Here is a 25,061-nt window from a genome sequence, read left to right as displayed (position 1 = left end):
GTCGATCCGGCAGGGCACGGTCGATCGCTGCGATCGGGACAGGCAACACGGGCCACGGGACTCGCGCCTGATTCCGGTGCGTGATGAGGAAAACGTGCCGGTCTGCCTGTAGGGCGATGCGCGCACGAAAAAGGGAGGAAAAACAATGACCACGAAAGTCATCAAGGGTGGCATGGTCTGCACCGCCGACCGCACCTGGAAGGCCGATGTGCTGATCGAGGGCGAGACCATCAGCCGGATCGGCGAGGATCTGAAGGGCGATGAATATATCGACGCGGAAGGCGCCTATGTCATCCCCGGCGGCATCGACCCGCATACCCATCTGGAAATGCCCTTCATGGGCACGACGGCGGCGGAAACGTTCGAATCCGGCACCTGGGCGGCGGCCACGGGCGGCACCACCATGGTGGTCGATTTCTGCCTGCCGGGCGCCGATGGCAGCATCAAGAACGCGATCAATGAATGGCACCGGAAATCGGCGCCGCAGATCTGCTCGGATATCGGCTATCACATGGCCGTCACGGGATGGGATGAGAGCGTCTTCAACGAGATGAAGGATGCCGTCGATATGGGCGTCAACTCGTTCAAGCATTTCATGGCCTACAAGGGCGCATTGATGATCGAGGATGACGAGATGTTCGCCTCGTTCAAGCGCTGCAAGGAGCTTGGCGCGCTGCCCATGGTGCATGCCGAGAACGGCGACCTGGTCGCCGACATGCAGGAACAGATGATGGCGCAGGGCATCACCGGCCCCGAGGGTCACGCCTATTCGCGCCCGCCCGAATTCGAGGGCGAGGCAGCGAACCGCGCGATTACCATCGCCGATGCGGCGGGCGTGCCTCTCTACATTGTGCATGTCTCCTGTGAACAGGCGCATGAGGCCATCCGGCGCGCGCGGCAAAAGGGGATGCGGGTCTATGGCGAGCCTCTCATACAATTCCTAACGCTCGATGAATCGGAGTATTTCAACAAGGATTGGGACCATGCCGCGCGCCGCGTGATGTCGCCGCCCTTCCGCAACAAGGAACACCAGCAGAGCCTCTGGGCGGGGTTGCAGGCCGGATCGTTGCAGGTCGTGGCCACCGATCACGCCGCCTTCAATACCGAACAGAAACGCGCAGGGAGAGACGATTTCCGGATCATCCCCAACGGCTCGAACGGGCTGGAGGAGCGCCTGGCCGTCTTGTGGACGGAAGGCGTGGAAACCGGTCGCCTGACGCCGAACGAATTTGTCGCGGCCACTTCAACGAACGTCGCCAAGATATTGAATATCTACCCGAAAAAGGGCGCGATCGTGGAAGGTGCGGATGCCGATATTGTGGTCTGGGATCCCAAGATCTCCAAGACGATCAGCGCGTCGAACCACCATTCGGTGCTGGATTACAACGTCTTCGAGGGCTTCGACGTGACCGCTCAGGCGCGCTACACGCTGAGCCGGGGCGAGGTCATCTGGGCCTGGGGGCAGAACAGCCAGCCGCAACCGGGCCGGGGCCGCTTCGTGCCGCGCCCGCCTTTCCCCTCGGCGCATGAGGCGCTGAGCAAATGGAAGGCGCTGACCGCGCCCAAGCAGATCAACCGCGATCCGCTGAACATTCCGGCGGGGATCTGAATGAGAGGTCCCGAAGCGGTGCTGGAAACGGCGCTTTATGCACGGAATCTGGACGAGACCGCCGGGTTCTACGCCGATGTGATCGGGCTGCGGGAACATTCGCGCAGCGAGGGGCGGCACGTGTTTTTCGAGTGCGGGCCGGGCATGGTGATGCTGTTCAATCCCGATGCGACCGAAGTGCCCGGCGGCAAGCTGCCGGTGCCGCCGCATGGCGCGCGCGGGCCGGGGCATGTGTGTTTTCGCGTGGATGCTCAGGCACTTGACGGATGGGCGTCGTGGTTCGAAGGGCAGGGGGTCGGGATCGAGTCCGATTTTTTCTGGCCCAACGGGGCGCGGTCGATCTATGTGCGCGATCCGGCGCGGAACTCGGTCGAGGTGAGCGAGCCGAAACTTTGGGGGCGTCCGGTATGAGTGTCATTCAGGCCAAGAATCTCGACCTGACCTTCCAGACCAATGACGGTCCGGTCCATGCGCTCAAGGATGTCTCGCTCGAAATCGGGAAGGGCGAGTTTGTCAGCTTCATCGGCCCCTCGGGCTGCGGCAAGACGACCTTCCTGCGCACGATGGCGGCGCTTGAAAACCCCACCGGCGGGAGCATCACCGTCAACGGAATGAGCGCGGATGAGGCGCGGCGCAACCGGGCCTATGGCTATGTCTTCCAGGCGGCGGGGCTCTACCCGTGGCGGACCATCGAGAAGAACATCAAGCTGCCGCTGGAGATCATGGGATTCGACCGCGCCGAGCAGGAGCGGCGCGTGAGGGACGTGCTGCAACTCGTTGATCTGGAAGGATTTGGCAAGAAGTACCCCTGGCAGTTATCGGGCGGGATGCAGCAGCGGGCCTCCATCGCGCGGGCGCTGGCCTTCGATGCCGATATCCTGCTGATGGATGAGCCGTTCGGGGCGCTCGACGAGATCGTGCGCGACCATCTGAACGAACAGTTGCTCAAGCTTTGGGCGCGCACGACCAAGACGATTGCCTTCGTCACCCACTCGATCCCCGAGGCGGTCTATCTCTCGACCAAGATCGTGGTGATGAGCCCGCGGCCGGGGCGGATCTCGGACGTGATCGAGAGCGATCTGCCGTCTGAGCGCCCCCTCGATATCCGCGATACGCCGGAGTTTCTGGAGATCGCGCATCGGGTGCGCGAAGGGCTGAGGGCGGGGCATGCCTATGACGATTGAGGCCGTGAAACCCGTGTACACCCCCTGTACACCCCCCCATGCACCCCCCGTGCAGACGAGGGGCGCGCGATGACGGCGCTGACCAACCCCGCCCCGCGCCGCACCCTGCTGGCGCATCTCTTCGCCAGCCTGCGCGGCGCGCTGCCGGTCGTGGTGGTGGTGGCGGCGCTTCTGGGCCTTTGGCTGGCCGCCGTCGCGCCGATGAATTTCCGGCTGGCGCTGGATGCGGCGATGCGCGGCGGCGAGGATGTGACGCCGGCGACGCCCGACGCGCAATCCGAGACCGGGCTGGTGCGGCTGATGATCGACAATCCCGGCGTCATCCCCGCCGCCTACGCGTTCGAGCGCCCGCGCCTGCCGAGACCGCAGGATGTCGTGGTGGAGATGTATGAGAACACCATCGGCCTCGCGCGCGGTTGCGAGTTCACCGGGTGGGGCGCGGGCCGCGAGCATTGGACGGGTCTTTCCGAGGGCTGCCTGCGGGTCGTCAACAACCGCCGGTCGCTGCTGTTCCACGCCTGGCAGACGCTGGCGCCGACGCTGTTGGGCTTTGCCATCGGCACCGGGCTTGGCATTCTGCTGGCCGTGGGGATCGTGCATAACCGGACCATGGATCTCAGCGTGATGCCCTGGGCGATTGCCTCGCAGACCATCCCGATCCTTGCCATCGCGCCGATGGTCATCGTGGTGCTGAACGCGGTCGGGGTGCAGGGGTTGCTGCCGAAATCGCTCATATCGAGTTACCTGAGCTTCTTTCCCGTCGTTGTCGGCATGGTGAAGGGCCTCCGATCGCCAAGGGGCATGGAGCTGGACCTGATGCGCACCTATTCCGCGAGCGGGGCGCAGGTGTTCTGGAAGCTGCGGCTGCCCGCCTCGCTGCCCTATCTCTTCGCCTCGCTCAAGATCGGCATCGCGGCGGCCCTGGTCGGCACCATCGTGGCGGAACTGCCGACGGGGGCGCGGTTCGGGCTTGGGGCGCGGCTGCTCTCGGGCAGTTATTACGGGCAGACGGTGCAGATCTGGGCCGCGCTTTTGATGGCGGCGCTCTGCGCGGCGGTGCTGGTCTGGCTGATTGGCGCGGTGGAGCGCAGGGTTCTGGACAGAATGGGGTTGGCGCGATGAGTGCGGCGGGGAATGAGGTCCTTCGAAGGACCTCACGAGGCTCTTCGAAGAGCCTTGTGCGCCTGGGGCTGATCGCGGGGCTGGTAGTCATTGCCGCGGCTCTGGACTGGCGCGCGGGGCTGCTCCTGGCGATCTGGTTCGGGGCCTGGGGGCTGAACACGGTGCTCTCGGTCCGGCCGACGCAGGCGACGCGGTTCGCGGTGCCGGTGATCTTCGGGCTGACGCTGCTGGTGCTGTGGCAGGTCTCGGTCCGGCTCTATGATGTGAACCAGGTGATCCTGCCCGCGCCCTCCGATATCTGGGTCGAGATCCGGACCAACGGGCCGATCCTGTGGGCCGATTTCGTGCAGACCGTCGTGAAGGGGGCGCTGAGCGGCTATATCATCGGCGCGATGCTGGCCATCGGGACGGCGATCGCGGTGGACCGTTCGCCCTTCCTGCAACGGGGCCTTCTGCCGGTGGGCAATTTCATCGCGGCGCTGCCCATCGTGGGCACGGCCCCGATCCTGGTCATGTGGTTCGGTTTCGGCTGGCAATCCAAGGCCGCCGTGGTCGTGGTCATGGTGTTCTTTCCGATCCTGGTGAACACGGTGGCGGGGCTGAAGGCCTCGGACGCGATGCAGCGCGACCTGATGCGCACCTACGCGGCAAGCTATTGGCAGGGCCTGTTCAAACTGCGCCTGCCTGCGGCCTTGCCCTTTATCTTCAATGGCCTCAAGGTCTGCACCACGCTGGCGCTGATCGGGGCGATTGTGGCGGAGTTCTTCGGCTCGCCCATCGTGGGCATGGGGTTCCGCATCAAGACCAGTTTCGGCGCGCTGGAACTGGCGATGGTCTGGGCCGAGATCGCGGTGGCCGCCGTGGCGGGCTCGGCGCTTTACGGGCTGGTTGCCTGGATCGAGGCGCGCATGACCTTCTGGCATCCGTCGCAGCGCGGCAAGACATGACAAGAACCATAACTCTGGGAGGAAAGACAATGAAAAGACTGATGACGACAACGCTGGCCCTCGGCCTTGCCGCGGGCGCGGCGCAGGCGCAGGACGAGGTGACCCTGCAACTGAAATGGGTCACCCAGGCGCAGTTCGCGGGCTATTACGTGGCGCTGGAGAACGGCTATTACGAGGAAGAGGGCTTGGATGTCACCATCAACCCCGGCGGGCCGGATATTGCCCCGCCGCAGGTTCTGGCGGGCGGCGGCGCCGATGTGATCGTCGAATGGATGCCCGCCGCGCTGGCGGCGCGCGAACGCGGCCTGCCGCTGGTCAATATCGCGCAGCCCTTCGCCCGCTCGGGCATGATGCTGACCTGTTGGGCGGATTCGGGCATCGAGGGGCCGGAGGATTTCCGGGGCAATACCCTGGGGGTCTGGTTCTTCGGCAATGAATACCCGTTCCTGAGCTGGATGAGCCAGCTTGGCATCCCCACCGAGGGCGGCGAGGACGGGGTCGAGGTGCTGCAGCAGGGCTTCAATGTCGACCCGCTGTTGCAGCGCCAGGCCGATTGCATCTCGACCATGACCTATAACGAATATGGCCAGGTCCTGGATGCGGGCGTCAGCGAGGATGACCTCATTACCTTCCAGTATGAGGATCAGGGGGTCGCGACGCTGGAGGACGGGCTCTACGTCTCCGAGGAGAACCTGGACGATCCCGCGTTCGTCGATCGCATGGCGCGTTTCGTGCGGGCCTCGATGCGCGGTTGGGACTGGGCCGAGGAGAATCCCGAAGAGGCCGCGATGATCGTGCTGGATTACGATGAAAGCGGGGCGCAGACCGAGGCGCATCAGATCCGCATGATGGGCGAGATCGCGCAGCTGACCGAGGGCTCGGTCGGGCGGCTGGACGAGGCGGCCTATCAGCGCACGGTCGACACGCTTCTGGCGGGCGGGTCCGACCCGGTGATCACGCAAGAGCCCGAGGGGGCGTTCACCCATGCGGTGACGGACGCGGCGCTGAACAACTGAGACCTCGCGACTGGTGTTGAATTGAGGCGCGGCCCTGCAAGATGCAGGGCCGCGCCGCTTTGTTCCTGATTGGCGCTTGTGGCGGCGGGGCGTTTTGGGCCAGACGGGCGGCGCGGGATTTGAGTGCGGACCCTCCGGGGGGGATATTTGCGGAACAAAGAAGGGGAGGGCGGGTTGCGGGGGGTGTCATGTCTTTGACGGCGCTTGGAAAGGTTGTTAATTTCTTTTCAGACCCTTGACAGGAGCGGCCCCGAGATGGCGCGCAGCACCCCCCCCTCGCGCAGGCATGCGCTGACCGGCAGCCGGATCCGCGAGCGGCGGCTGGCGCTGGGAATGAAGCAGGGCGATCTGGCCGAGCGGGTCGGGGTCTCGGCCAGTTACCTCAACCTCATCGAGCACAACAAGCGGCGCATCGGCGGCAAGCTTCTCCTGGACCTGGCCCGCGCGATGGAGGTGGAACCGGCGCGGCTGTCGGATGGCATGGATGCCAGCCTGAGCGACATGGTTCATGCCGCGGCAGGCGCCGGGTTGCCGGCGCTCGGGCCGCCTGCCGAGCTGGATCGGATCGAGGAATTCGCAGGCCGCTTTCCCGGCTGGATCGGGATCATCGCGGCGCAGCAGAAACGGATCGCCGATCTTGAAGCGGCGGTGGAGGGGTTGCGCGACCGGCTGGCGCATGACCCGGTACTGGCGGGCGCGATGCACGAGATGCTGTCGACCGTGGCCGCGATCCGTTCGACCTCGGATATCCTGGTGCGCGAGCCCGACCTGGAAGCGGTCTGGCGGGGGCGGTTTCATCGCAACCTGCACGAGGAGGCGGAGCGGCTGTCGGACAATGCCACCGCGCTACTGCGCCATTTCGAGCGGCAGGGCGCGCGGACCGACCTGGTCTCGACCCCGCAGGAGCGGGTGGAGGCGGCTTTCGACGCGGCGGGGCATCATTTTCCGGCCATCGAGGCGGGTGGCGTGGTGTCGGTTGCGGAGGTCATCGAGGGCATGGAGGGGCTGGACGCGGGCGCGGCGCGGCTGGCGCGGGACCGGCTGACGCGCTACGCCGAGGATGCGGCGCGGCTGCCTCTGGGGCCGTTCCTGGCGGCGGCGGCGGCGGTTGATTTCAACCCCGAGGCGCTGATCGGGATGGGCGGCGGCGACGTGGCGCTGGTGCTGCGGCGGTTGGCGAGCCTGCCCGAGGGTGGCGCGGAAGGCGTGCCGGGGTTCGGCCTTGCGATTTGCGACGCGGCCGGGGCGCTGATCTTTCGCCGCCGCATCCCGGCCTTTTCGGTGCCGCGCTACGGGGCGGGCTGCGCGCTCTGGCCGCTTTACGGGGCGTTGGCGCGGCCCATGGTGCCCGACCTGGCGGTGCTGGAGCAGCCCGACGGGGCGCGGTTCCGGGCCTGGGCGGTGGCGGCGCCGGTGGGGGCCACGGGCTTCGGCGCGCAGCCGGTGATGCAGGCGGTGATGCTCCTGCGCGCGGTGCCCGAGGACGAGGCGCTGGCGCAGGGGCCGCGCCCGGTGGGGCCGGGCTGCGAGATGTGCCCGCGCGAGGAGTGCGCGGCGCGGCGGGGATGAGGGGGCCCGCCACTCAATGTTTGACATTCGCGCGCGCGCATCGGCACTCTTACGGTGTGTGTCGCCATGAGCGAGACCAGGGGAGGTGCCGGTGAAGGGTCGCGTTCTGCTTGTCGAGGATGAGGTCAACATCTTCGAGGCCATCAGCTTCATCCTGTCGCGCGACGGGTGGGAGGTGCATGGCCATGGCAATGGCGCGACCGCATTGGCCGAGATCGCCCGCCAGGCCCCCGATGTGCTGGTCCTCGACGTGATGCTGCCGGGGCGCTCGGGCCTCGATATTCTGCGCGATCTGCGCCGCGATGCCGCGACCGCCGATCTGCCGGTGCTGATGCTGACCGCCAAGGGCCAGACCAAGGATCGCGACCTGGCGCTGGCGCTGGGGGCCAATGCCTACCTGACCAAGCCCTTTTCCAACGCCGAGATGGTGGCGACGCTGCGCGACGTGGCGGGCGCGTCATGAGCCGGCGGCTGTTTCTCGAACGGCGCACCTATCGGCGCAACCGGTTGCAGGATGCCGCAAGGCTGGCCCCGGTGCTGGCGATGTTCCTGTTTTTCGGACCGGTCTTCATCCTGACATCGAATACCGGCATCAGCGGCGAGACCGGCGGCTGGCTGGTCTATTTCCTGGGCGTCTGGGCCGGGCTGGTGGTGTTGTCGGGCGTGTTGTCGGGGGCGCTGGCGCGCGCCTTCCCCGATGAGGGGCCGGACGCGGATGGCGGCGACTGATGCTGTCGCTGGACGGGCTCATCGCGATTTGCGTGCTCTACGTGTTGGGCCTGTTCGCGGTCGCCTTCTGGGCCGAGAAGCGCGCCGCCGAGGGGCGGGCAGGCTGGCTGAATTCGCCCCTGACCTACACGCTGTCGCTGTCGATCTACACCACGGCCTGGACCTTCTACGGCGCGGTCGGGTCGGCGGCGCGCTCGGGGCTGGAGTTCATGACCATCTACCTTGGCCCGGTGATCGTCTTCGTCGGCTGGTTCTGGCTGCTCAGGAAACTGGTCCGGATCGGGCGGGCGCAGCGGATCACCTCGATCGCCGACATGATCTCCAGCCGTTACGGCAAATCGGGCGGGTTGGCGGCGCTGGTCACGGTCCTGGCGGTGGTCGGCACCACGCCCTACCTGGCGCTGCAACTGCAATCGGTGACGTTGTCCTTCTCGGTCTTCGCGCAGCCCGGCGCCTTCGGGCAGGTCGGATCGGACGTGACCGCGATCTGGGTGGCGGGGGGCATGGCGCTGTTCACCATCATCTTCGGCACCCGCAGCCTGGATGTGAACGAACGCCATCCGGGGCTTGTGTCCGCCATCGCGCTGGAGGCCATCGTCAAGCTGGCGGCCTTGCTGGCGGTGGGGGTCTTCGTGGTCTGGGGCGTGGCCGACGGGCCGTCGGACATATTGGACCGCATCGCGGAAAGCCCGCTGGCGGAATGGCAGCTCAATGGCGCGCGGTGGGTCGGGCTGACCATGCTGTCGGCGGCCGCGATCCTGTGCCTGCCGCGCATGTTCCAGGTGCTGGTGGTCGAAAACGCGGATGAGCGGCACCTGGCGACGGCGGCCTGGGCCTTTCCGCTCTACCTGCTGCTCATGAGTCTCTTCGTGCTGCCCATTGCCGTCGTGGGGTTGCAGGTGCTGCCGGGGGCGAACCCGGACCTCTACGTGCTGACCCTGCCGCAGGCGATGGGGCAGGAGGGGCTGGCGCTGCTGGTGTTTCTGGGCGGGTTCTCCAGCGCCACCTCGATGGTGATCATCGCGGCGCTGGCGCTCAGCACTATGCTGTCGAACCATATCATTGTGCCGATCTGGCTGCGGCTGACGGCGGGCGACGATCCGATGTCGGGCGATATGCGGCGGGTGGCGCTGATGGCGCGGCGCTTGTCGATCATCGGGGTGATGGCGCTTGGGCTCATTTACTATCGCGCCTCGGGCGGGTCGGCGGCGCTGGCCTCGATCGGGCTGATCGCGTTCCTGGGTGTGGCGCAGGTCTTGCCCGCCCTCATCGGCGGCATCTTCTGGCGCGGCGCGACACGGGCAGGCGCGGGCGCGGGCATTGCCGTGGGCTTTGGCATCTGGGCCTGGGTGCTGCTTCTGCCCAATGCCGCGACCTCCGGGCTGATGGAGGGGATGCTGGCGGGCGGTCCCTTCGGGATCGGCTGGCTGCGCCCGGAAACGCCGCTTGGCATCACCGGGGCCGATCCGCTGCTGTTGACGATGGTGCTGTCGCTGGGGTCGAACCTGGCCATGTTCACGCTGGTCTCGCTGGTGACGTTCCCCTCGCCGATGGAGCGGTTGCAGGGCGCGCAGTTTGTCAATGTCTTCGACCATTCCGCGCCCGCGATCGGCTGGCAGGCGGGGGTGGCGGCCGCCGATGACCTGCTGGTGATGGCGCAGCGGATCCTGGGCACGGGGCGGGCGGGGCGCCTGTTTCAGGAGGCGGCCCGCGCGCAAGGCCGGGCCGCGCGGCTGCCCGACCCGGACCCCGATTTCCTGAAGATGCTGGAGCGTGAACTGGCCGGGTCCGTGGGGGCCGCGACGGCACATGCGATGGTCTACCAGATCACCGGCGGCACCACGGTGTCGGTGCAGGACCTCCTGGCCGTGGCCGATGAGACCGCGCAGATGATGGAATATTCCAGCCGCCTGGAACGGCAGAGCCAGGAACTGACCCGCTCGGCCCGGCAATTGCGCGAGGCCAACCAGAAGCTGACTCAACTGGGCGAGCAGAAGGACGCTTTCCTGAGCCAGATCAGCCATGAATTGCGCACGCCGATGACCTCGATCCGGGCGTTTTCCGAATTGCTCAAGTCCGGCGATCTGGACGAGGCCGCCCGCGCGCGGTTTGCGGGGATCATCCATGCCGAGAGCCTGCGCCTGACCCGGCTGCTGGACGATCTGCTTGATCTCAGCGTGCTGGAACATGGCCGCGTCAGCCTGAACGAAAGCGCGGCAAGCCTTGGCGACGTGCTGGACAGGGCCATCCACGCGAGCGGCGTGATCGAGGCGGGCGAGGGGTTGCGCATCCTCCGCGACGTTGAAGCTGAGCGCATATCGCTCTGGACCGATCCCGACCGGCTGGCGCAGGTCTTCATCAATATCCTCTCCAACGCGCGGAAATATTGCGATGCCGAGGAGCCGGAATTGCGCATCACGGTCTCGCGCCTGGGGCCGCATGTGGATGTGGATTTCATAGATAACGGATCGGGGATACCCGAACGCCAGCGCCGCCTGATCTTCGAGAAATTCACCCGGCTGGAGACGGCGCGCGATGCGCAAGGCGCGGGGCTTGGCCTGGCCATCAGCCGCGAGATCATGGCGCGGCTGGGGGGCGGGCTGACCTATGTGGCGGGCCATGGCGGCGCGGCATTCCGGGTGCGCCTGCCGGCCCGTGCCCTGCGCGCGGCTTGACGCTTTCTTAACCCTGGGCCTGCCATAAAGGCGCGGATGGGTTTCAAACAGGTAGGCCATGGCGGAAAGCGGCTTCAACGCGGCATTGCGGAAGAAACTGGCAGGGACGGGGGCAGGTGCCGCCCGCGCGGCGTTGCGCCCCGATGGCTTGTCGGCGGCGCTGACCCGCGCGCTGCGAAAGGCGGCGGCCCCCTATGAGGGGCTGATGGCCACGCCCGACCCGCAAGAGGCCCAATGGGACATGACGCTGGCCGAGGCCCGCGCCGCGCTGCCCGAACATCGCCTGCTGGTGGTGCTGGAGGGGGGGCAGGGCGCGCGCGCGCTCTGCATCCTGGAAAACGGCGTCGTCGATGCGCTGGTCGAGGTGCAGACCACGGGGCGCGTCGATACCGCGCCAGCGATGCTGCGCGCCACCACCCAGATCGACGCCGCGCTCAGCCGCGATTTCATCGGGCTGTTCCTCGGCGGGTTTGCCGCCGAGATGGGCGGGCAGGCGGGCGTCAACTGGCCCCTCGGCCTGACCTATGGCGCCTGCGTCACCGATGATCGCCAGTTGGACCTGCTGCTGCCCGACCGGCCCTATCACCTGATCACGGTGCAGCTGTCGCTGGGCGACGGGGCCAAGACGGGCCGGATCATGCTGCTGGTGCCGGTCACCGGCGAGACCGCGTATCAGGCCGAGGACGGCCCCGGCGACGGGTTGGCCTGGGCGCGGCTCTGGCCCGCCATCGCGTCCGAAGCGCCGGTTGCGCTCGAGGCGGTGCTGTTGCGCCAGACCATGCCGCTGGCGCGCCTGCAGGGCCTCGATGTCGGCGACGTGCTGGAGTTCGACCGCGCCGACCTGGCGCAGATGCGGGTCACGGATGTGAAGGGCAAACCGGTCCTGCGGGCGCGGTTGGGCGCGGTTGCGGGCAAGCGCGCGCTCTGTCTGGTGCCCGGCGCGGGGCTGCCGCCGCCGAAGACCGTGGCCAGGCCCGCGCCCGAACCGGCACCCGAGAAAACCCCCGCCGAACGCCTGATCGACGCCGCCATGCCTGGCCCCGGCTGAGCATGGCTTGACCCTGCGCGCGCTTCGGGTCTTTCTGTCGCCAGACATCCGAACATCGAAAGGGACAAGGGCGATGAAATTCTTGCGCTATGGCGAACCGGGGCGGGAAAAGCCCGGCATTCTGGACGGGAACGGCGTGCTGCGCGACCTTTCGGGGCAGGTGGATGACCTGGCGGGTGACGTGCTGGCGCGGCTCGACAGCCTGACCGCCGATGGTCCCGTCGTCGAGGGCAACCCGCGCCTCGGTCCTCCGGTCGCGGGGACGGGCAAGATGGTCTGCATCGGCCTCAACTACCGCGATCACGCCGCCGAAACCGGAGCCACCCCGCCGCCCGAGCCGATGATCTTCATGAAGGCCACCTCGGCCATTTGCGGGCCGAACGACACCATCGAATTGCCGCGCGGCTCGACCAATACCGATTGGGAGGTGGAGCTTGGCATCGTCATCGGCAAGCGCGCGAAATACATTACCGAAGATCAGGTGATGGACCATATCGCGGGCTTCGTCGCGGTCAATGACGTCTCCGAGCGCGAGTATCAGAAACGCCGCGCGGGCCAGTTCACCAAGGGCAAGAGCTGCGACACGTTCGGCCCCATCGGCCCCTGGCTGGTCACGCCCGACGAGATCGCGGACCCGCAGAAGCTCGGCCTGCGCCTCACGGTGAACGGCGAGACTCGGCAGGACGGCAATACCGCCGACATGATTTTCGGCGTGGTTTATTCGGTCGCCTATCTGAGCCAGTTCATGACCCTGCATCCCGGCGACATCATCGCCACCGGCACGCCCGCGGGCGTCGGGCTTGGCATGGACCCGCCGACCTTCCTGAAGGCGGGCGACGAGGTCGTGCTGGAGGTTGACGGGCTTGGCCAGCAGCGCATGATTGTGGCGCAGGGCTGACACAATATTGGGGATGGATCCGAAACAATCCCCATGAAAACAGGCGATAGGGCGCGGATGTGATCGCCACAATTCGCGTCGCATTTGCCTTGATCTTGCACCAAATGGCCCCGGATTGGCACCGGGGCCATCCATTTTCCGCCCTCATTCACTGTCATGATCATGCCATCGAGCAACCAAAGAGCCCTGTGAAAACAAAAACCAGGTACGGGGCAGGAGAGATGAGCATGAACCGCTTCGTAGTCGCATTTCTTGGCCTTGCCGCACTTGGCGTTTCGGCCTGTTCCACCGTTCCCGGCGTCGACGTGACGCAGGATCTTCCCGCGCCCGGCGCGCTGCCCACCCATATCGTCAGCGCCGATTGGGACGTGCAGGAGATCATCATCGACGTCCCCGCAGAATTGACCGTGTCCGAGGCCAACCGCCTCAAGCCGCGCGCCGATATCGTCTGGCGCGAGGATCCGCTTGGCGACCGTCATGCCCAGGTGCAGGCGATCATGGCCGAAGCGATGGAGTTTGCCCTGACCCCGATGGAGGGCTCTGTCCCCGTCATCGTCGAGATCGAGATGACCCGGTTCCACGCGCTTACCGAACGCACCCGCTATACGATCGGCGGCCAGCACGAGATCGAGTTCCTGTTCACCGTGCGCCATGCCGAGACCGGCCAGGCCCTGACCGGCCCGCGCCAAATCGACCTGACCTTCCGCGCATTGGGCGGCCAGCGCGCCATCGAATCGGAACGCAACGGCATCTTCCAGCGCGACCGCATCCAGAGCCAGGTGGTCAGGTGGGCGCAACAGGAGTTCGGGCTGACACCACCGGTGCCGGGCTTCACCTCCTGATCCCCGTTTCCAACGGTAAGAAATCCCGATAAGGGGGGCGCATGACAGCGTCCCCCTTTCCCGTTCTGCGGCTCAAACCCAAGGCCGATGCGCGCCGCATCCGCCATGGGCATCCCTTCGTCTGGTCCGATGAGCTTGTGCTCGACCGCCGCGCGCGCGGGGTCGCCCCCGGTGCGATTGCCGTGCTTGAGGATGGCGAGCGTCAGCCGCTGGCCATCGGCACCGCGAGCGTTGAGGCGAAGATCGGCTTTCGGGTGCTGGACCGCGATCCGGGCGCGACGCTTGACGGGGATTGGCTGCGCGCGCGTCTGTCCGCCGCGCTGGCCTTGCGCGCGCGCCTCTTCGACGCGCCCTTCTACCGTCTGGTCCATGCCGAGGGCGACGCGCTGCCCGGTCTCATCGTGGACCGTTTCGGCGATGTATTGGTGCTGCAACCCAACGCGATCTGGCTGGAGGAGAGGCTCGACGAGATCACTGCGATTCTCAGCGATCTGACCGGGGCCACGACCGTGATCAAGAACGGCCAGTCCCGCGCCCGCGCCCAGGAGGGCCTGCCGGAGGAGAGCGCGATCCTGACCGGCACCGCCCCCGACGCGGCCCTGCCGGTGCAGATGACCGGGGCCACCTATCTGGCCGATGTGACGGGCGGGCAGAAGACCGGCCTTTTCTACGACCAGCGGCCCAACCACGCCTTCGTGGCAGGGCTCGCGCGGGGGGCACGCGTGCTCGATGTCTTCGCCCATGTCGGCGGTTTCGGCCTTGCGGCGCTGGCGGGCGGCGCGGAGAGCGCGCTGGCCGTCGATGCCTCGGCACCCGCTTTGGCGCTGGCCGAACAGGGCGCCGCCGCGATGGGGCAGGGCGCCAGGTTCGAGACACGGCAGGGCGATGCCTTCGCGGTGCTGGAGGCGATGGCCGAGGAACCGGCCCGCTTCGACATCGTCATCGCCGACCCGCCCGCCTTCGCGCCGTCCAAATCCGCATTGACGCAAGGTTTGCGCGCCTATGAACGCATCGCGCGGCTTGCGGCCCCGCTGGTGGCGCCGGGCGGCACGCTGGTGCTCTGCTCCTGCTCGCACGCCGCCGACCTGGGCAAGTTCCGTGCCGCCTGCCTGCGCGGGATCGGACGGGCGGGCCGCGACCCGCGCCTGATCTACACGGGCTTTGCCGGGCCGGATCACCCGCAACACCCGGCGCTGACCGAGACCGGCTACCTCAAGGCGCTGGCCTTCCGCCTCCTCCCATGAGGGCGGTGCTGGATGCCTGCGTGCTCTACCCGACCGTGCTGCGCCAGATCCTGCTTGGCGTGGCCGGGGCGGGGATGATCACGCCGCTCTGGTCGGCGCGCATCCTAAAGGAATGGTATCTGACCGCGGAGCGGCTCAATCCCGGCGACGGGGTCTTCGCGCGCGGGGAAATGGCGCGGATGGCGGCGCGCTGGCCCCGGGCCGAAATCGCGGCCAGCCCCGCGCGCGAGGCCGGTCTCTGGCTGCCCGATCCGGGCGATATCCATGTGCTGGCCACCGCCATCGAGGGCCGCGCCGACACGATCATCACCCTGAACCTCAAGGATTTTCCGGCGCGGGAGCTTTCCGCCCACGGCCTTGCCGCCCGCCATCCCGATGCGGTGCTCCATGACCTCTGGCTCTCCGACCCCGACCCTGTCGCCGCCGCCGCACGACAGGTCCATGCCGAGGCGGAGCCCCTGACCGACCTGGCCCTGCGCCCGCTCCTCAAGCGCGCCCGCCTGCCGCGACTGGGCAAGGCCCTTACCCGCTGATTTCAGTTTGCCAGAAATACCTCTCCCGGAGGGCCCATCCGCCCCGGGGCGCAATGCTGGAGGGAGGGGTCCCGCCATGCGTTCACGCATGGCCCCCGGTCGGACGCGGCAGCGTTCGACGCCCTTCACGCCTTCACCCACCGGGCCTCCAGCGTCTCGATCGCGGCAATGCGTTCCGCCGTCTTCGGGTGGCTCATCAGCCAGGCCGGGGTGCCGCGCCCGCGCATCCCCGTCAGCCCTTCCAGCTTGGTCAGCAGCGATTTCTGCGGGCCCGTTCCGATGCCGGCCTTCGTCAGCAGCGCCGCGGCATAGGCGTCGGCCTCATACTCATCGCCCCGGCTGAGACGCGCGGCCAGGAGCGACATCAACAGGTTCGCGATCATCGGCCCGACCCAGGGGATGAAGCGGCCCAGGACCGTCACCAGCACCGTGCGCACCGCGTTCTGGCCGGAAAAGTCGATCATCCGGCGGCGCGCATGGCCAAGCGCCACATGGCCCAGCTCATGCGCGATGACGCTGGCCATTTCCTCGCCGGTCACCTCGCCCTTGCGGTATTTCTCGTAGAACCCTCGTGTCAGGAAGATCCGCCCATCGGGCGCGGCAAGCCCGTTCACCGGGTCGACCTCGTAGATGTCAACGCGGATGCGCGCGATGTCCAGCGCGCGCGCCATCCGGGCGCAGAGCGCGCGCAGGCCGGGATCGGCCAGTTCGGTGGATTTCGCATCCAGCTCGCGCCGGGTGCGCCAGGCCGAGAAATGATACATCACCAGCCCGTAGGCGATGGCAAGCAGGATGGGGGTCAGGCGCAAAATCATGGCGCAGATATGGGGCCTGCGCGCCCGCGCGGCAATGGCGCGGGCGGCAGGGGGGCGCGATTGTCAGACCAGGGCGGCGTCCATGGTGATCTCGGCGCCCGCCAGAAGCTTGGAGATCGGGCAGTTGAGCTTGGCGGTCTCCGCGGCCTCCAGGAATTTCGCGGCATCCGCGCCGGGGATCTGCGCCTCGACATCCAGGTGCACCCGCGTCACCGCAAAGCCGTCATCGACCTCTTCGAGATAGACCGTCGATGTGGCGTCGATGTTCTCGGGCGTCATGCCGGCCTCGCCCAGGATCATCGACAGTGCCATGGCGAAGCAACTGGCATGGGCCGCGCCGACCAGTTCCTCGGGGTTGGTGCCGCCCTGACCCTCGAAGCGGGTGTTGAAGCCATAGGGCTGGTCCGAGAGGTGGCCGGACTGGGTCGAGACAAGGCCCTTGCCGTCCTTCAATCCGCCCTTCCAGTTCGCGCTCCCGTGTTTTTCGATAGCCATGTCGCGGTCTCCTTTTGTGAATTGTCTTGGAGGCCCAATGCGCGGGGGGCGATAAAGGTTGCATATAAAAAACGCCTCAAGGGGCCCTGGCGCGGCGCTGTTGGCGCAGGATGGTGCGGATCCACAGGCCCATGGCGATCGCCACGGTAACGGCCACCAGCAACCCGACGATATTGCCCATCACGTCGGCCACGGTGCCGATGCTGCTGGAAAACGCATAGCCGAGCCCGACATAGCCGGTGACCCAGATGACCTCGCCCAGGATGTCCCAGAGCGCGAACCGCGCCCAGGAAAACCCCGTCGCCCCGGCCACGAAATTCACCCAAGGTCCAAGCGGGGCCAGAAGCCAGGTGGAAAAGAACACACCCACCGCGCCACGACGCTCGACAAGGGCGCGGGCCCGGTCCAGCGCGGCGCGGCGCGCAGGCGCGCGGGCAAGGTGGGCCAGCAAGGGCGCACCGCCCCACCGGGCCAGGACATACCCGGTCTGGTCACCCAGGACCGCGCCCGCATAGGCCGCAAGCACAACGGTCCAGAGCGACAGGTCGCCCGTGGCCACGAAGGCCCCGCCCGAGAGCATCATCAACGAGGTGGGGATCGGCAGCGCGAGGCAGGACAGGAAGGCCGAGGCAAAGATGACATAGGCCCCGAACTCGGTCACCAGCGACAGGACGAGATCGCTCATTCCGCGCCCTCTGTGGCGCGGAAGGCGGCAATCGCGGCCTCGGTGGCGGCGATCAGGTCCGCGACCGGGATGCCGGATTCCTCGGCGATGCGGTCGAGATTCATCGGCCTTGCGGGGCGCGCGCCGAACGCGTCCAGCGCGTCGCCCACCGTCTCACGCGGGACGCGCCAGGACCGCGCGACATAGCCCGGCGTCATCCAGGGCTCGATGGCCTGTTCTTGGTGGGCCGGATCGTTCCAGTAGATCGCGCGGCTGATCACCTTTGCCCCGAAAAAGACCGATGCGGCCAGCGCGAGGGCCAGGATCACGGTCGCGACCGGGGCGGCCTGCCAGATGCGTCTGAGGAATCGGATCATGCGGGTGGCCCCTGCCTTGGCCCGGATCGGCGGGCGGTTTGCGGTTACACGCGGCAGGCGGGCGTTTCCGTCACCGCGACAGCATCCGCATGCCCGTATCAATGCCTTCCAGCGTCATCGGCACCATGCGGCCCTGGAATATCTCGCGGATCATGGCGATGGATTGGGTATAGGGCCAATGCGTGCGCGGGGTCGGGTTGATCCAGAGGTGATCGGGCCAGTGCGCGCGGGCGCGGTCCAGCCAGACCTGGCCCGCCTCCTGGTTCCAATGCTCGTTCGCGCCGCCGGGGATCGCGATCTCATAGGGGCTCATCGCCGCGTCGCCCACGAAAATGCACTTGTAATCAGGCCCGTAGGTGTTGAGCACGTCAAAGGTGGGGATCTGCTCGGTCCAGCGGCGGCGGTTGTCGCGCCAGACGCCTTCATAGAGGCAGTTGTGGAAGTAATAGTGTTCCAGGTGCTTGAATTCGGACCGCGCGGCGGAGAACAGCTCCTCCACCACCTTTACATGGGGGTCCATCGAGCCGCCCGCATCGAGAAACAGCACCAGCTTGACCGCATTGTGCCGCTCGGGCCGGGTTTTCACGTCGATATAGCCCTTCTCGGCGCTGGACCGGATGGTGCCGTCGAGGTCCAGCTCCTCCTCGGCCCCGGTGCGGGCCCATTGGCGCAGGCGTTTCAGCGCCACCTTGATGTTGCGGGTGCCAAGCTCCACGCTGTCGTCGAGATTGCGGAACTCGCGCTTGTCCCAGACCTTGACCGCGCGCTGGTGGCGGCTTTCCTTCTGCCCGATGCGCACGCCCTCGGGGTTGTAGCCATAGGCGCCGAAGGGCGAGGTTCCGGCGGTCCCGATCCACTTGTTGCCGCCCTGGTGGCGGCCCTGCTGCTCCTTCAGGCGCTCGCGCAGCGTCTCCATCAGCTTGTCGAAGCCGCCAAGTGCCTCGATCTCGGCGCGTTCCTCGGGGCTGAGGTGTTTTTCGGCCAGTTTCTCCAGCCAGTCCGCGGGGATCTCGGCGGCCTCCAGCACCTCTTGCGGCGTGATCGCCTCAAGGCTGCCGAAACTGTGGGCAAAGGCGCGGTCGAAGCGGTCGAGATGGCGTTCATCCTTCACCATCGCGGTGCGCGCGAGGTAGTAGAAACCGTCGATGTCATAGGTGACCAGCCCCGCGCCGACGCCTTCCAGAAAGGCCAGGTATTCGCGCAAGCTGACGGGGATTCGGGCGGCGCGCAGGGTCTCGAAGAAGGGCAGGAACATCGCCCTTACCCGCGCAGCAGGAACACGCCGACAAGGGTGCCGAGGATCAGCCCGATCAGGCCGAAGACGCCCGCGTAATGCGCCATATCCATGCGGTTGCCGCCCTTGCGGCGCGCAAGGAAGAGGCCGATCGCCACGCCAAGGAACAGTCCCAGAAGGTTCGCCATGTCATCCTATCCCATGGGGTCGGTCAGCTTTGCGGCGGCAGGGCGGCGACCTCGGTCAGCCGTTCGCGCACGGCCTGGTCCGCACCGAAGCCATAGCGCGCCCATCCCAGACTGTCGAGCCGGACGGTGGCGGCCTCGGAGGGGCGGCCCTGCAATTCCAGCGCCTCGGCGCGCAGCATCAGGAGGGTTGCCAGAAGCGAGGCGTTTTCGGCCCGCGTCGCGGCGGGCAGGGCATCGCCGACAAGGGCCAGGACCTGGTCGGCCTCGCCCGCGGACAGGGCAAAGGCGGCAAGCTGCATGTTCACATGCGCGACCTGGATGCCATTCGGGTCGATGCGGCGGAAATAGGTGCCGGCAGTGACGAAGGCCCGCACCGAGCGGTTGGCGTCCCGCGCCAGCGTCAGGCGGCCTAGCGCGAAATGGGAAAATCCGATGCGGGTGTCGCTCCAGCCCTGCGCAACCGCGATCTGCACCGCGCGTTCGGCCGCCGCGATGCGCGATTGCAGCGGCAGCCGGTCGCCAAGCGCATCCTCCATCGAGGCGATCCATTGCCGGTGCGGACGCGATGGCCCGCTGGCCGCGGCCCGGTTGCCGGTGGGGTTGAGGCGGGCAAGGATGGCGGGCAGGCGGGCCGCGACCTCGGCGCGCGACATGCCCGATGCAAGCGCGTCGTCGTAATAGGTGCGCAGGATCAGCATGTCGAACCCGGTCAGCACGGCATGGAAATTGTCGTCGTTGAAGACCGAGTCCGACAGCCGGTAGAGGTCATTCAGGGGGCCAAGCGCCTGGCCGATCTCCTCGTGTAGGCAATCGCGCACCTCTTGCGGGCTGACATCACTGGGGATGAAGATGGCCACCCGTTCGCGGGTTTCCAGCGTGGTCCAGTCCAGCGCGCCGGCGCTGCGCCGCGCCTGCCGGAACTCGGCCCAGGAGGAGACGCGCGGCACCACGAAACAGGCCGCCTGCGGCACCGCGCGCTGCATCCGGGCGCGCGGCAGGGTCTGGATGGTGATCGAGGCGGGCGCGGGCCCGTGCGCGACCTGGCGAATGTCGATCCGGGCCTCGGCGCGCAGGCGCGCGATCAGCCGTTCGAGGTCGCGGTTCAGCGTGACCGGCGCGCCGGGGGCCACGGCGACAGTCACCGGCCCTTCGAAGCGCGACAGGGTGGGGATGGCCCGCCCGCTTTCCATCTCGAAGCTGAGTTCCAGGAAATCGCGCGCGATCTCGGTGTTCGACCGGGTGCTGGCCTCGGGGCGCGGGGTGCCGAACATGGCCATGGGCGGCAGCGCCGCGGGCAGGGTCGCGCCGCGCCGCTCGGGCAGATCGGCAACAGGCGTGGCCGCGCAGGCGGCCACGAAGGCGAGGGACAGGATGGCAAGACTGGTCTTGATCATGGGCGGGTCAGTTTGTCTTTCGGCGATAGACCATGAAATCGGTCGGGGTGGCGATGCGGTCGTAAAGCGCGCGGGCGGTGGCGTTGCCGGTCTGGGTCAGCCAGTAGACGGCGGGGCGGCCCGCCGCGTCGGCATCCGCGTAAACGGCGTCGATCAGCGCGCGCGCAACGCCGCGCCCGCGTGCTTGCGGAACGGTGAAGAGGTCTTGCAGATAGGTCACAGGTGCCACCCGCCAGCCATGCGGATGTGCGATGGCATGCGCAAGGCCAAGCGCGGCGTCCCCCTGCCAGGCGAGCCAGCCGCGCATATCCGAATTTTCCGGGTCGGCGTAGCGCGCGAAGGTTGCATCATAGACCTGTCCATCCACCTGCGTCTCATAGAACGCCAGATAGGCCCGCCAGAGCGGTTGCCAGCTGTCGCGGTCGCGGGCCGCAAGGGGCCGGATAACAAGGTCGGACGTCATGCGGAGGCGGGCCTTTGCGGGTTTCGGGGGGTCTTAGCCTGCGATTGTGGCACAATTTGGGGGTCGGACAAGTCAATCCGCCCGCACTATCCCGTGAGATAAAGCACATTGCGTTGGATTGGAATCGAAAGACGCTGCCTCTCCCTGCGGTCGAACGCGCCTTTCGATGCTGTCTGCATCAGACAAAACGCAAAGTGAGATAGGCCAGCGACAATATGGAAAGCAAGGTCGAGATCAGCACGACCTTGGCCAGTCGCTCGGTTGCCACACCGTATTGCGTGGCGATGACGAAGGGCATGGCCCCGCAGGGACCGGCAGCCACCAGAAGCGTGATGTCGCCGGTAAAGGCGCTGGCTCCGACCAAGGCCAGCCCGCTGCCGACCAGAACGGGATGGGCCAGCAGTTTCAGCCCGACGACGGTCCAGACCGCGCCCCCGGTGCGCAGCAGGGACGAGCCCGCCAGCGTGATGCCAAGCGTGAAGAGGAGGACAGGCGCCGCCGACCCGCCCGCGAAGGTCATGAAGGTCATCAGCCCCGCGGGCGCGGCATCCCCCATCAGCCCGATCGCCACCCCGATGGGCGAGGCGTAGACGAAAGGGTTGCGAAAGAGCAGCCCCGCCAGCCGCCCCTGTCCCGTGCGCCCGCCGCTGAGCCGTGCCACCAGCAGCACGCTCATCGGGAAGATGAACCCGGCATCGACCATCACGATCCCCGCCATCGGCATGGCGGCATCGGGGCCCACCAGCCGCTCGGCGATGGGCAGGACGAAAAAGACGTGGTTGACGAAGCTGGTGGCCATGCCAAGCAGCACCGCCTCGCGCATCTCGATCCTGAACAGCAGCCGCAGCACCGCGAAACCGGCCAGCGCCAGCCCGACCTGAAGCGAGGAATAGACCGCCACCGCGCGCCATTCGATCTGCAAGAAGGGCGTCGTTGCCACGACCGACACGATGAGGGCGGGCACCGCGAGGTAGAAGGCATAGCGGTTGATGATGCCCGCATGCTCGGCCTCCATCACGCCGATCCTGCGCAACAGGTAGCCCGCCGCCATCACCATGAAGACCGGCAGGATCGGATCGGCGAGGGTGGCCAGCATCTAGCGGGCCGACCGCCCGCCGGAGCGCGCCATGAAGGCGAGCCGTTCGAAAAGCGCGACGTCCTGCTCGTTCTTCAGAAGCGCCCCGTGCAGCTTGGGCAGGGCCGAGGCACCGTCGCGCTTGAGGTCTTCAGGCGAAAGATCCTCGGCCAGCAGCAGCTTGAGCCAGTCCAGCACTTCCGAGGTGGAGGGCTTTTTCTTCAGCCCCTGCTGGTCGCGGATCTCGTAGAACTGCGTGAGCGCGGTGGTCAGCAACGCGGGCTTGATGCCGGGGTGATGCACCTCGACGATGCGTTTCAGCACGTCGATATCGGGAAAGCGGATGTAGTGGAAGAAACAGCGCCGCAAGAAGGCGTCGGGCAGTTCCTTTTCATTGTTCGAGGTGATGATCACGATGGGCCTATTGACGGCTTTCACGGTCTCGCCGGTCTCGTAGACATGGAATTCCATCCGGTCGAGCTCTTGCAGAAGATCGTTGGGAAACTCGATATCGGCCTTGTCGACCTCGTCGATCAGCAGCACGACCCGTTCGGGCGCCTCGAAGGCCTGCCACAGCTTGCCCTTGCGGATGTAATTGGCGACGTCATGCACGCGCCCCTCGCCAAGCTGGCTGTCGCGCAACCGGCTGACGGCGTCGTATTCATATAGCCCCTGCTGCGCCCGCGTGGTGGATTTGACATGCCACTCGATGATCGGCAGATCCAGCGCCCGGGCCACCTGCCGCGCCAGTTCCGTCTTGCCGGTTCCGGGCTCGCCCTTGACCAAGAGCGGGCGCTGCAAGGTCACCGCGGCATTGACCGCCACGCTCAGGTCTTCCGTCGCCACGTAATCGGCGGTTCCGTCGAATTTCATATACTGCCTCAATCGTTTGGCCTGCCCGATCGGGCCGGACCATAGCATGCCCTCATTTGGTCACAAGCGGCCATTAGGTGGGGTGACAAGGGGGCGATGTTGGAGTAATCGGGCCGCAATGAGGCCGCGTGAGGACGTGATGACTGAGTCGCCCCCTCGTTCCGGTCCCGCGAAAGGGAGAACAATGAAAGCTGAAGTCTTTCTGCCTGATGATTACCGTCCCGCCGAGGATGAACCGTTCATGAATGACCGCCAGGTGGAGTATTTCCGCCGCAAGCTGATCGCCTGGCGCGAGGACCTTCTTGATGAAAGCCGCTCGACCGTCGCGGTCCTGCAGGGCGACACCCGCAACATCCCCGATGTGGCCGACCGCGCCTCGGAGGAAACCGACCGCGCGCTGGAATTGCGCACCCGCGACCGCCAGCGCAAGCTGATCTCGAAGATCGACTCTGCCCTGCGCCGGATCGAAGAGGGCGAATACGGCTATTGCGAGAAAACCGGCGATCCGATCTCGCTCAAGCGCCTCGATGCGCGGCCCATCGCGACCATGAGCCTGGAGGCCCAGGAACGCCACGAGCGCCGCGAGAAAGTGCATCGCGACGACTGAGGCGCGGTGCCTCATGGCAATCCCCGGGCGACCGGGGCAGGGATGAAACCGGGGCCTTTTGGGGGTGCCCGGTTTTTTCATGCGAAAGGCAGGGGCCATGCTGAAAGGGCAGGAGATCACCGTTCTGGGCGCGGGCATCGCGGGGCTGGCCGTGGCAACCGCCCTGGCGCAGCGCGGCGCGCAGGTGCGCGTGCTGGAACAGGCCGATGCGATCCGCGAGGTCGGCGCCGGGTTGCAGGTCACGCCCAATGGCGTGGCGGTGCTGCGCGCGCTCGGGCTGGAAGGCGCGCTGCAGGCGGCGGCCCCGCTCGCGCGCGCGGTGCAGCTGCGCGATTTCCGCCGCGGCGATCCGGTGTTCCGGCTGGACCTCACCCGCCCCGACCGGCCCTATCACCTGACCCACCGCGCCGACCTGATCAATATCCTGCGCCAGGGCGCGAGCGAGGCCGGCGCCCGCATCGAGCTTGGCCAGCACGTCACGGGCGTCGACCCCGAGGCGGGCCAGATGCAGGTCAACGGCCACACCGAAACCGCGCCGCTGATCATCGGGGCAGGGGGGCTGCATTCGCCCACCCGTGCCGCGCTGAACCCCGGCGGGCAGCCCTTCTTCACCGGCCAGGTCGCCTGGCGCAGCACCATCCCCTGGGATGACCCGACCACCCCGCCCGAGGCGACGGTCCATATGGGGCCGGGCCGCCACCTGGTGACCTATCCCCTGCGCGGTGGCGCGCTGCTCAATGTGGTGGCGGTCGAAGAACGCGATGCGTGGGCCGCCGAGGGCTGGCACCACCGCGACGACCCCCAGGCCCCCTGGCGCGCCTTCGTCGATTTCTGCCCCGAGGTGCGCGACATCCTCTACCGCGCCGAGGAGGTGTTTCTCTGGGGCCTCTTCCGCCACCCGGTCGCGCGCAACTGGGGCCAGGGCCGCGCGGCCATCCTGGGCGATGCGGCGCATCCGACGCTGCCCTTCCTGGCGCAGGGCGCCAACATGGCGCTGGAGGATGCCTGGGTGCTGGCCGACTGCCTCGACACCCATGCGACGACCGAGGCCGCCTTCGCCACCTACCAGGCCCGCCGCCGCCCGCGCGCCGCGCGTGTCATCGACGCCGCCTCCCGGAACGCGCGGAACTACCACCTGCATCCCGGTCCCACCCGCGCTGCGGCACATCTGGCCCTGAGACTGGGCACCAGGCTGGCCCCCGGCCTCGCCGCACGCCAGTTCGAGTGGCTCTACGGGCATGACGTAACCCGACATTAAGGTTAACGCGCGCGCCGTTCACCTTGACGCGCGCCCTTCTTTCCGACGGTCCCCGCCCGCCTTCTTTGTTCCGCAAATATCCAGTCCGTTTGGATTATGCGATGATGGTTGCGGGCGGGAGCTCGTAAATATCCAGATGCTTTGAGCTTTCAAAGACATCGTCTCCGGGCTTGAGCCCCGCCCGCATTGGTTTGTCCTGCAC

At 67.2% G+C, this 25,061-nt stretch carries 27 protein-coding genes; 17 read left to right on the top strand and 10 right to left on the bottom strand.

Features of this window, described 5'->3' with window-relative positions:
* Nucleotides 1-145 precede the first annotated feature (145 nt).
* From hydA to AC13C7_RS14030, 15 genes are all read left to right on the top strand, one after another.
* The gene (gene hydA / locus AC13C7_RS14100) at nucleotides 146-1,609 is read left to right on the top strand and encodes a dihydropyrimidinase (protein WP_482867870.1); all 1,464 of its coding nucleotides are present in this window, start codon (nucleotides 146-148) and stop codon (nucleotides 1,607-1,609) included.
* Entirely contained in the window at nucleotides 1,610-2,020 is a 411-nt protein-coding gene (locus tag AC13C7_RS14095; protein WP_172317511.1) for a VOC family protein, read from the top strand.
* Nucleotides 2,017-2,793, top strand: a complete 777-nt coding sequence (locus AC13C7_RS14090) for an ABC transporter ATP-binding protein (protein WP_482867869.1) — start codon at nucleotides 2,017-2,019, stop codon at nucleotides 2,791-2,793. Before AC13C7_RS14095 ends, AC13C7_RS14090 begins: the two co-directional genes overlap by 4 nt.
* A 69-nt stretch (nucleotides 2,794-2,862) precedes the next feature.
* Nucleotides 2,863-3,915: an ABC transporter permease gene (locus AC13C7_RS14085; RefSeq protein ID WP_482867868.1), complete on the top strand. Its 1,053-nt coding sequence runs from the start codon at nucleotides 2,863-2,865 to the stop codon at nucleotides 3,913-3,915.
* Nucleotides 3,916-3,971: 56 nt separating this feature from the next.
* Nucleotides 3,972-4,862, top strand: coding sequence for an ABC transporter permease (locus tag AC13C7_RS14080; RefSeq protein ID WP_482867867.1), 891 nt, complete (start codon nucleotides 3,972-3,974; stop codon nucleotides 4,860-4,862).
* A gap of 29 nt (nucleotides 4,863-4,891) precedes the next feature.
* The gene (locus tag AC13C7_RS14075; protein ID WP_482867866.1) at nucleotides 4,892-5,878 is read left to right on the top strand and encodes an ABC transporter substrate-binding protein; all 987 of its coding nucleotides are present in this window, start codon (nucleotides 4,892-4,894) and stop codon (nucleotides 5,876-5,878) included.
* Nucleotides 5,879-6,133: 255 nt separating this feature from the next.
* Nucleotides 6,134-7,447, top strand: coding sequence for a short-chain fatty acyl-CoA regulator family protein (locus tag AC13C7_RS14070; RefSeq protein WP_482867865.1), 1,314 nt, complete (start codon nucleotides 6,134-6,136; stop codon nucleotides 7,445-7,447).
* A gap of 91 nt (nucleotides 7,448-7,538) precedes the next feature.
* Entirely contained in the window at nucleotides 7,539-7,910 is a 372-nt protein-coding gene (locus tag AC13C7_RS14065; RefSeq protein ID WP_172317521.1) for a response regulator transcription factor, read from the top strand.
* Nucleotides 7,907-8,176 (top strand): hypothetical protein, encoded by a 270-nt coding sequence (locus AC13C7_RS14060; RefSeq protein ID WP_172317523.1) that lies wholly within the window; start codon nucleotides 7,907-7,909, stop codon nucleotides 8,174-8,176. Before AC13C7_RS14065 ends, AC13C7_RS14060 begins: the two co-directional genes overlap by 4 nt.
* Complete coding sequence (locus AC13C7_RS14055) at nucleotides 8,176-10,851, top strand: ATP-binding protein (RefSeq protein WP_172317525.1); 2,676 nt, start codon at nucleotides 8,176-8,178, stop codon at nucleotides 10,849-10,851. The genes AC13C7_RS14060 and AC13C7_RS14055 overlap by 1 nt, the downstream gene beginning before the upstream one ends.
* Before the next feature lie 58 nt (nucleotides 10,852-10,909).
* A complete protein-coding gene (locus AC13C7_RS14050; RefSeq protein ID WP_482867864.1) occupies nucleotides 10,910-11,899 on the top strand; it encodes a FliM/FliN family flagellar motor switch protein in 990 nt (329 codons plus the stop codon).
* A gap of 73 nt (nucleotides 11,900-11,972) precedes the next feature.
* Complete coding sequence (locus AC13C7_RS14045) at nucleotides 11,973-12,797, top strand: fumarylacetoacetate hydrolase family protein (RefSeq protein ID WP_482867863.1); 825 nt, start codon at nucleotides 11,973-11,975, stop codon at nucleotides 12,795-12,797.
* A 227-nt stretch (nucleotides 12,798-13,024) separates the two neighbouring features.
* Nucleotides 13,025-13,639: a DUF6778 family protein gene (locus tag AC13C7_RS14040; protein ID WP_172317531.1), complete on the top strand. Its 615-nt coding sequence runs from the start codon at nucleotides 13,025-13,027 to the stop codon at nucleotides 13,637-13,639.
* Between the two features lie 41 nt (nucleotides 13,640-13,680).
* Nucleotides 13,681-14,883, top strand: a complete 1,203-nt coding sequence (locus AC13C7_RS14035; RefSeq protein WP_482867862.1) for an RSP_2647 family RNA methyltransferase — start codon at nucleotides 13,681-13,683, stop codon at nucleotides 14,881-14,883.
* Nucleotides 14,880-15,416, top strand: a complete 537-nt coding sequence (locus tag AC13C7_RS14030) for an RSP_2648 family PIN domain-containing protein (RefSeq protein WP_482867861.1) — start codon at nucleotides 14,880-14,882, stop codon at nucleotides 15,414-15,416. The genes AC13C7_RS14035 and AC13C7_RS14030 overlap by 4 nt, the downstream gene beginning before the upstream one ends.
* A 125-nt stretch (nucleotides 15,417-15,541) precedes the next feature.
* Here AC13C7_RS14030 and AC13C7_RS14025 read toward each other — a convergent pair whose 3' ends face one another.
* The 10 genes from AC13C7_RS14025 to AC13C7_RS13980 all read right to left on the bottom strand — a co-directional run bounded on the left by AC13C7_RS14025 (nucleotide 15,542) and on the right by AC13C7_RS13980 (nucleotide 22,994).
* Nucleotides 15,542-16,228: a M48 family metalloprotease gene (locus AC13C7_RS14025; protein ID WP_474886951.1), complete on the bottom strand. Its 687-nt coding sequence runs from the start codon at nucleotides 16,226-16,228 to the stop codon at nucleotides 15,542-15,544.
* Nucleotides 16,229-16,294: 66 nt separating this feature from the next.
* On the bottom strand, nucleotides 16,295-16,720 hold the full coding sequence (locus AC13C7_RS14020; protein ID WP_482867931.1) for an OsmC family protein: 426 nt from the start codon (nucleotides 16,718-16,720) through the stop codon (nucleotides 16,295-16,297).
* An 82-nt stretch (nucleotides 16,721-16,802) separates the two neighbouring features.
* Nucleotides 16,803-17,411: a DedA family protein gene (locus tag AC13C7_RS14015; protein WP_446170775.1), complete on the bottom strand. Its 609-nt coding sequence runs from the start codon at nucleotides 17,409-17,411 to the stop codon at nucleotides 16,803-16,805.
* Entirely contained in the window at nucleotides 17,408-17,767 is a 360-nt protein-coding gene (locus tag AC13C7_RS14010; protein WP_482867860.1) for a hypothetical protein, read from the bottom strand. Before AC13C7_RS14010 ends, AC13C7_RS14015 begins: the two co-directional genes overlap by 4 nt.
* Before the next feature lie 70 nt (nucleotides 17,768-17,837).
* On the bottom strand, nucleotides 17,838-19,022 hold the full coding sequence (locus tag AC13C7_RS14005; protein ID WP_482867859.1) for a vWA domain-containing protein: 1,185 nt from the start codon (nucleotides 19,020-19,022) through the stop codon (nucleotides 17,838-17,840).
* Nucleotides 19,023-19,027: 5 nt separating this feature from the next.
* Nucleotides 19,028-19,189, bottom strand: a complete 162-nt coding sequence (locus AC13C7_RS14000) for a hypothetical protein (RefSeq protein ID WP_172317545.1) — start codon at nucleotides 19,187-19,189, stop codon at nucleotides 19,028-19,030.
* Between the two features lie 23 nt (nucleotides 19,190-19,212).
* Nucleotides 19,213-20,583, bottom strand: coding sequence for a DUF2927 domain-containing protein (locus tag AC13C7_RS13995; RefSeq protein WP_482867858.1), 1,371 nt, complete (start codon nucleotides 20,581-20,583; stop codon nucleotides 19,213-19,215).
* A gap of 7 nt (nucleotides 20,584-20,590) precedes the next feature.
* Nucleotides 20,591-21,046, bottom strand: a complete 456-nt coding sequence (locus AC13C7_RS13990; RefSeq protein ID WP_482867857.1) for a GNAT family N-acetyltransferase — start codon at nucleotides 21,044-21,046, stop codon at nucleotides 20,591-20,593.
* 178 nt (nucleotides 21,047-21,224) lie between these two features.
* Nucleotides 21,225-22,142: an AEC family transporter gene (locus tag AC13C7_RS13985; RefSeq protein ID WP_482867856.1), complete on the bottom strand. Its 918-nt coding sequence runs from the start codon at nucleotides 22,140-22,142 to the stop codon at nucleotides 21,225-21,227.
* Complete coding sequence (locus tag AC13C7_RS13980; RefSeq protein ID WP_482867855.1) at nucleotides 22,143-22,994, bottom strand: AAA family ATPase; 852 nt, start codon at nucleotides 22,992-22,994, stop codon at nucleotides 22,143-22,145. It abuts the gene before it with no gap.
* 184 nt (nucleotides 22,995-23,178) lie between these two features.
* Between AC13C7_RS13980 and dksA the strand changes: the two genes are divergently transcribed.
* Nucleotides 23,179-23,601 (top strand): RNA polymerase-binding protein DksA, encoded by a 423-nt coding sequence (gene dksA / locus AC13C7_RS13975; protein WP_172317555.1) that lies wholly within the window; start codon nucleotides 23,179-23,181, stop codon nucleotides 23,599-23,601.
* A gap of 97 nt (nucleotides 23,602-23,698) precedes the next feature.
* Complete coding sequence (locus tag AC13C7_RS13970; RefSeq protein WP_482867854.1) at nucleotides 23,699-24,859, top strand: FAD-dependent monooxygenase; 1,161 nt, start codon at nucleotides 23,699-23,701, stop codon at nucleotides 24,857-24,859.
* The last annotated feature ends 202 nt before the right edge of the window (nucleotides 24,860-25,061 follow it).

The organism is Alterinioella sp. B-7, from assembly GCF_056857775.1.
This window is presented reverse-complemented; position numbering and strand designations above follow the sequence as displayed.

Bases quoted from the DNA above. Each gene is read 5' to 3' on its own strand.
- AC13C7_RS14050 (WP_482867864.1), top strand. From the start codon at position 10,910: ATGGCGGAAAGCGGCTTCAACGCGGCATTGCGGAAGAAACTGGCAGGG.
- AC13C7_RS14045 (WP_482867863.1), top strand. From the start codon at position 11,973: ATGAAATTCTTGCGCTATGGCGAACCGGGGCGGGAAAAGCCCGGCATT.
- AC13C7_RS13985 (WP_482867856.1), bottom strand. From the start codon at position 22,142: ATGCTGGCCACCCTCGCCGATCCGATCCTGCCGGTCTTCATGGTGATG.
- AC13C7_RS14015 (WP_446170775.1), bottom strand. From the start codon at position 17,411: ATGAGCGATCTCGTCCTGTCGCTGGTGACCGAGTTCGGGGCCTATGTC.
- AC13C7_RS14035 (WP_482867862.1), top strand. From the start codon at position 13,681: ATGACAGCGTCCCCCTTTCCCGTTCTGCGGCTCAAACCCAAGGCCGAT.
- AC13C7_RS13970 (WP_482867854.1), top strand. From the start codon at position 23,699: ATGCTGAAAGGGCAGGAGATCACCGTTCTGGGCGCGGGCATCGCGGGG.
- AC13C7_RS13990 (WP_482867857.1), bottom strand. From the start codon at position 21,046: ATGACGTCCGACCTTGTTATCCGGCCCCTTGCGGCCCGCGACCGCGAC.
- AC13C7_RS14060 (WP_172317523.1), top strand. From the start codon at position 7,907: ATGAGCCGGCGGCTGTTTCTCGAACGGCGCACCTATCGGCGCAACCGG.
- AC13C7_RS14005 (WP_482867859.1), bottom strand. From the start codon at position 19,022: ATGTTCCTGCCCTTCTTCGAGACCCTGCGCGCCGCCCGAATCCCCGTC.
- AC13C7_RS14030 (WP_482867861.1), top strand. From the start codon at position 14,880: ATGAGGGCGGTGCTGGATGCCTGCGTGCTCTACCCGACCGTGCTGCGC.
- dksA (WP_172317555.1), top strand. From the start codon at position 23,179: ATGAAAGCTGAAGTCTTTCTGCCTGATGATTACCGTCCCGCCGAGGAT.
- AC13C7_RS14000 (WP_172317545.1), bottom strand. From the start codon at position 19,189: ATGGCGAACCTTCTGGGACTGTTCCTTGGCGTGGCGATCGGCCTCTTC.
- hydA (WP_482867870.1), top strand. From the start codon at position 146: ATGACCACGAAAGTCATCAAGGGTGGCATGGTCTGCACCGCCGACCGC.
- AC13C7_RS14010 (WP_482867860.1), bottom strand. From the start codon at position 17,767: ATGATCCGATTCCTCAGACGCATCTGGCAGGCCGCCCCGGTCGCGACC.
- AC13C7_RS14075 (WP_482867866.1), top strand. From the start codon at position 4,892: ATGAAAAGACTGATGACGACAACGCTGGCCCTCGGCCTTGCCGCGGGC.
- AC13C7_RS14070 (WP_482867865.1), top strand. From the start codon at position 6,134: ATGGCGCGCAGCACCCCCCCCTCGCGCAGGCATGCGCTGACCGGCAGC.
- AC13C7_RS14040 (WP_172317531.1), top strand. From the start codon at position 13,025: ATGAACCGCTTCGTAGTCGCATTTCTTGGCCTTGCCGCACTTGGCGTT.
- AC13C7_RS14055 (WP_172317525.1), top strand. From the start codon at position 8,176: ATGCTGTCGCTGGACGGGCTCATCGCGATTTGCGTGCTCTACGTGTTG.
- AC13C7_RS14085 (WP_482867868.1), top strand. From the start codon at position 2,863: ATGACGGCGCTGACCAACCCCGCCCCGCGCCGCACCCTGCTGGCGCAT.
- AC13C7_RS14090 (WP_482867869.1), top strand. From the start codon at position 2,017: ATGAGTGTCATTCAGGCCAAGAATCTCGACCTGACCTTCCAGACCAAT.
- AC13C7_RS13995 (WP_482867858.1), bottom strand. From the start codon at position 20,583: ATGATCAAGACCAGTCTTGCCATCCTGTCCCTCGCCTTCGTGGCCGCC.
- AC13C7_RS14095 (WP_172317511.1), top strand. From the start codon at position 1,610: ATGAGAGGTCCCGAAGCGGTGCTGGAAACGGCGCTTTATGCACGGAAT.
- AC13C7_RS13980 (WP_482867855.1), bottom strand. From the start codon at position 22,994: ATGAAATTCGACGGAACCGCCGATTACGTGGCGACGGAAGACCTGAGC.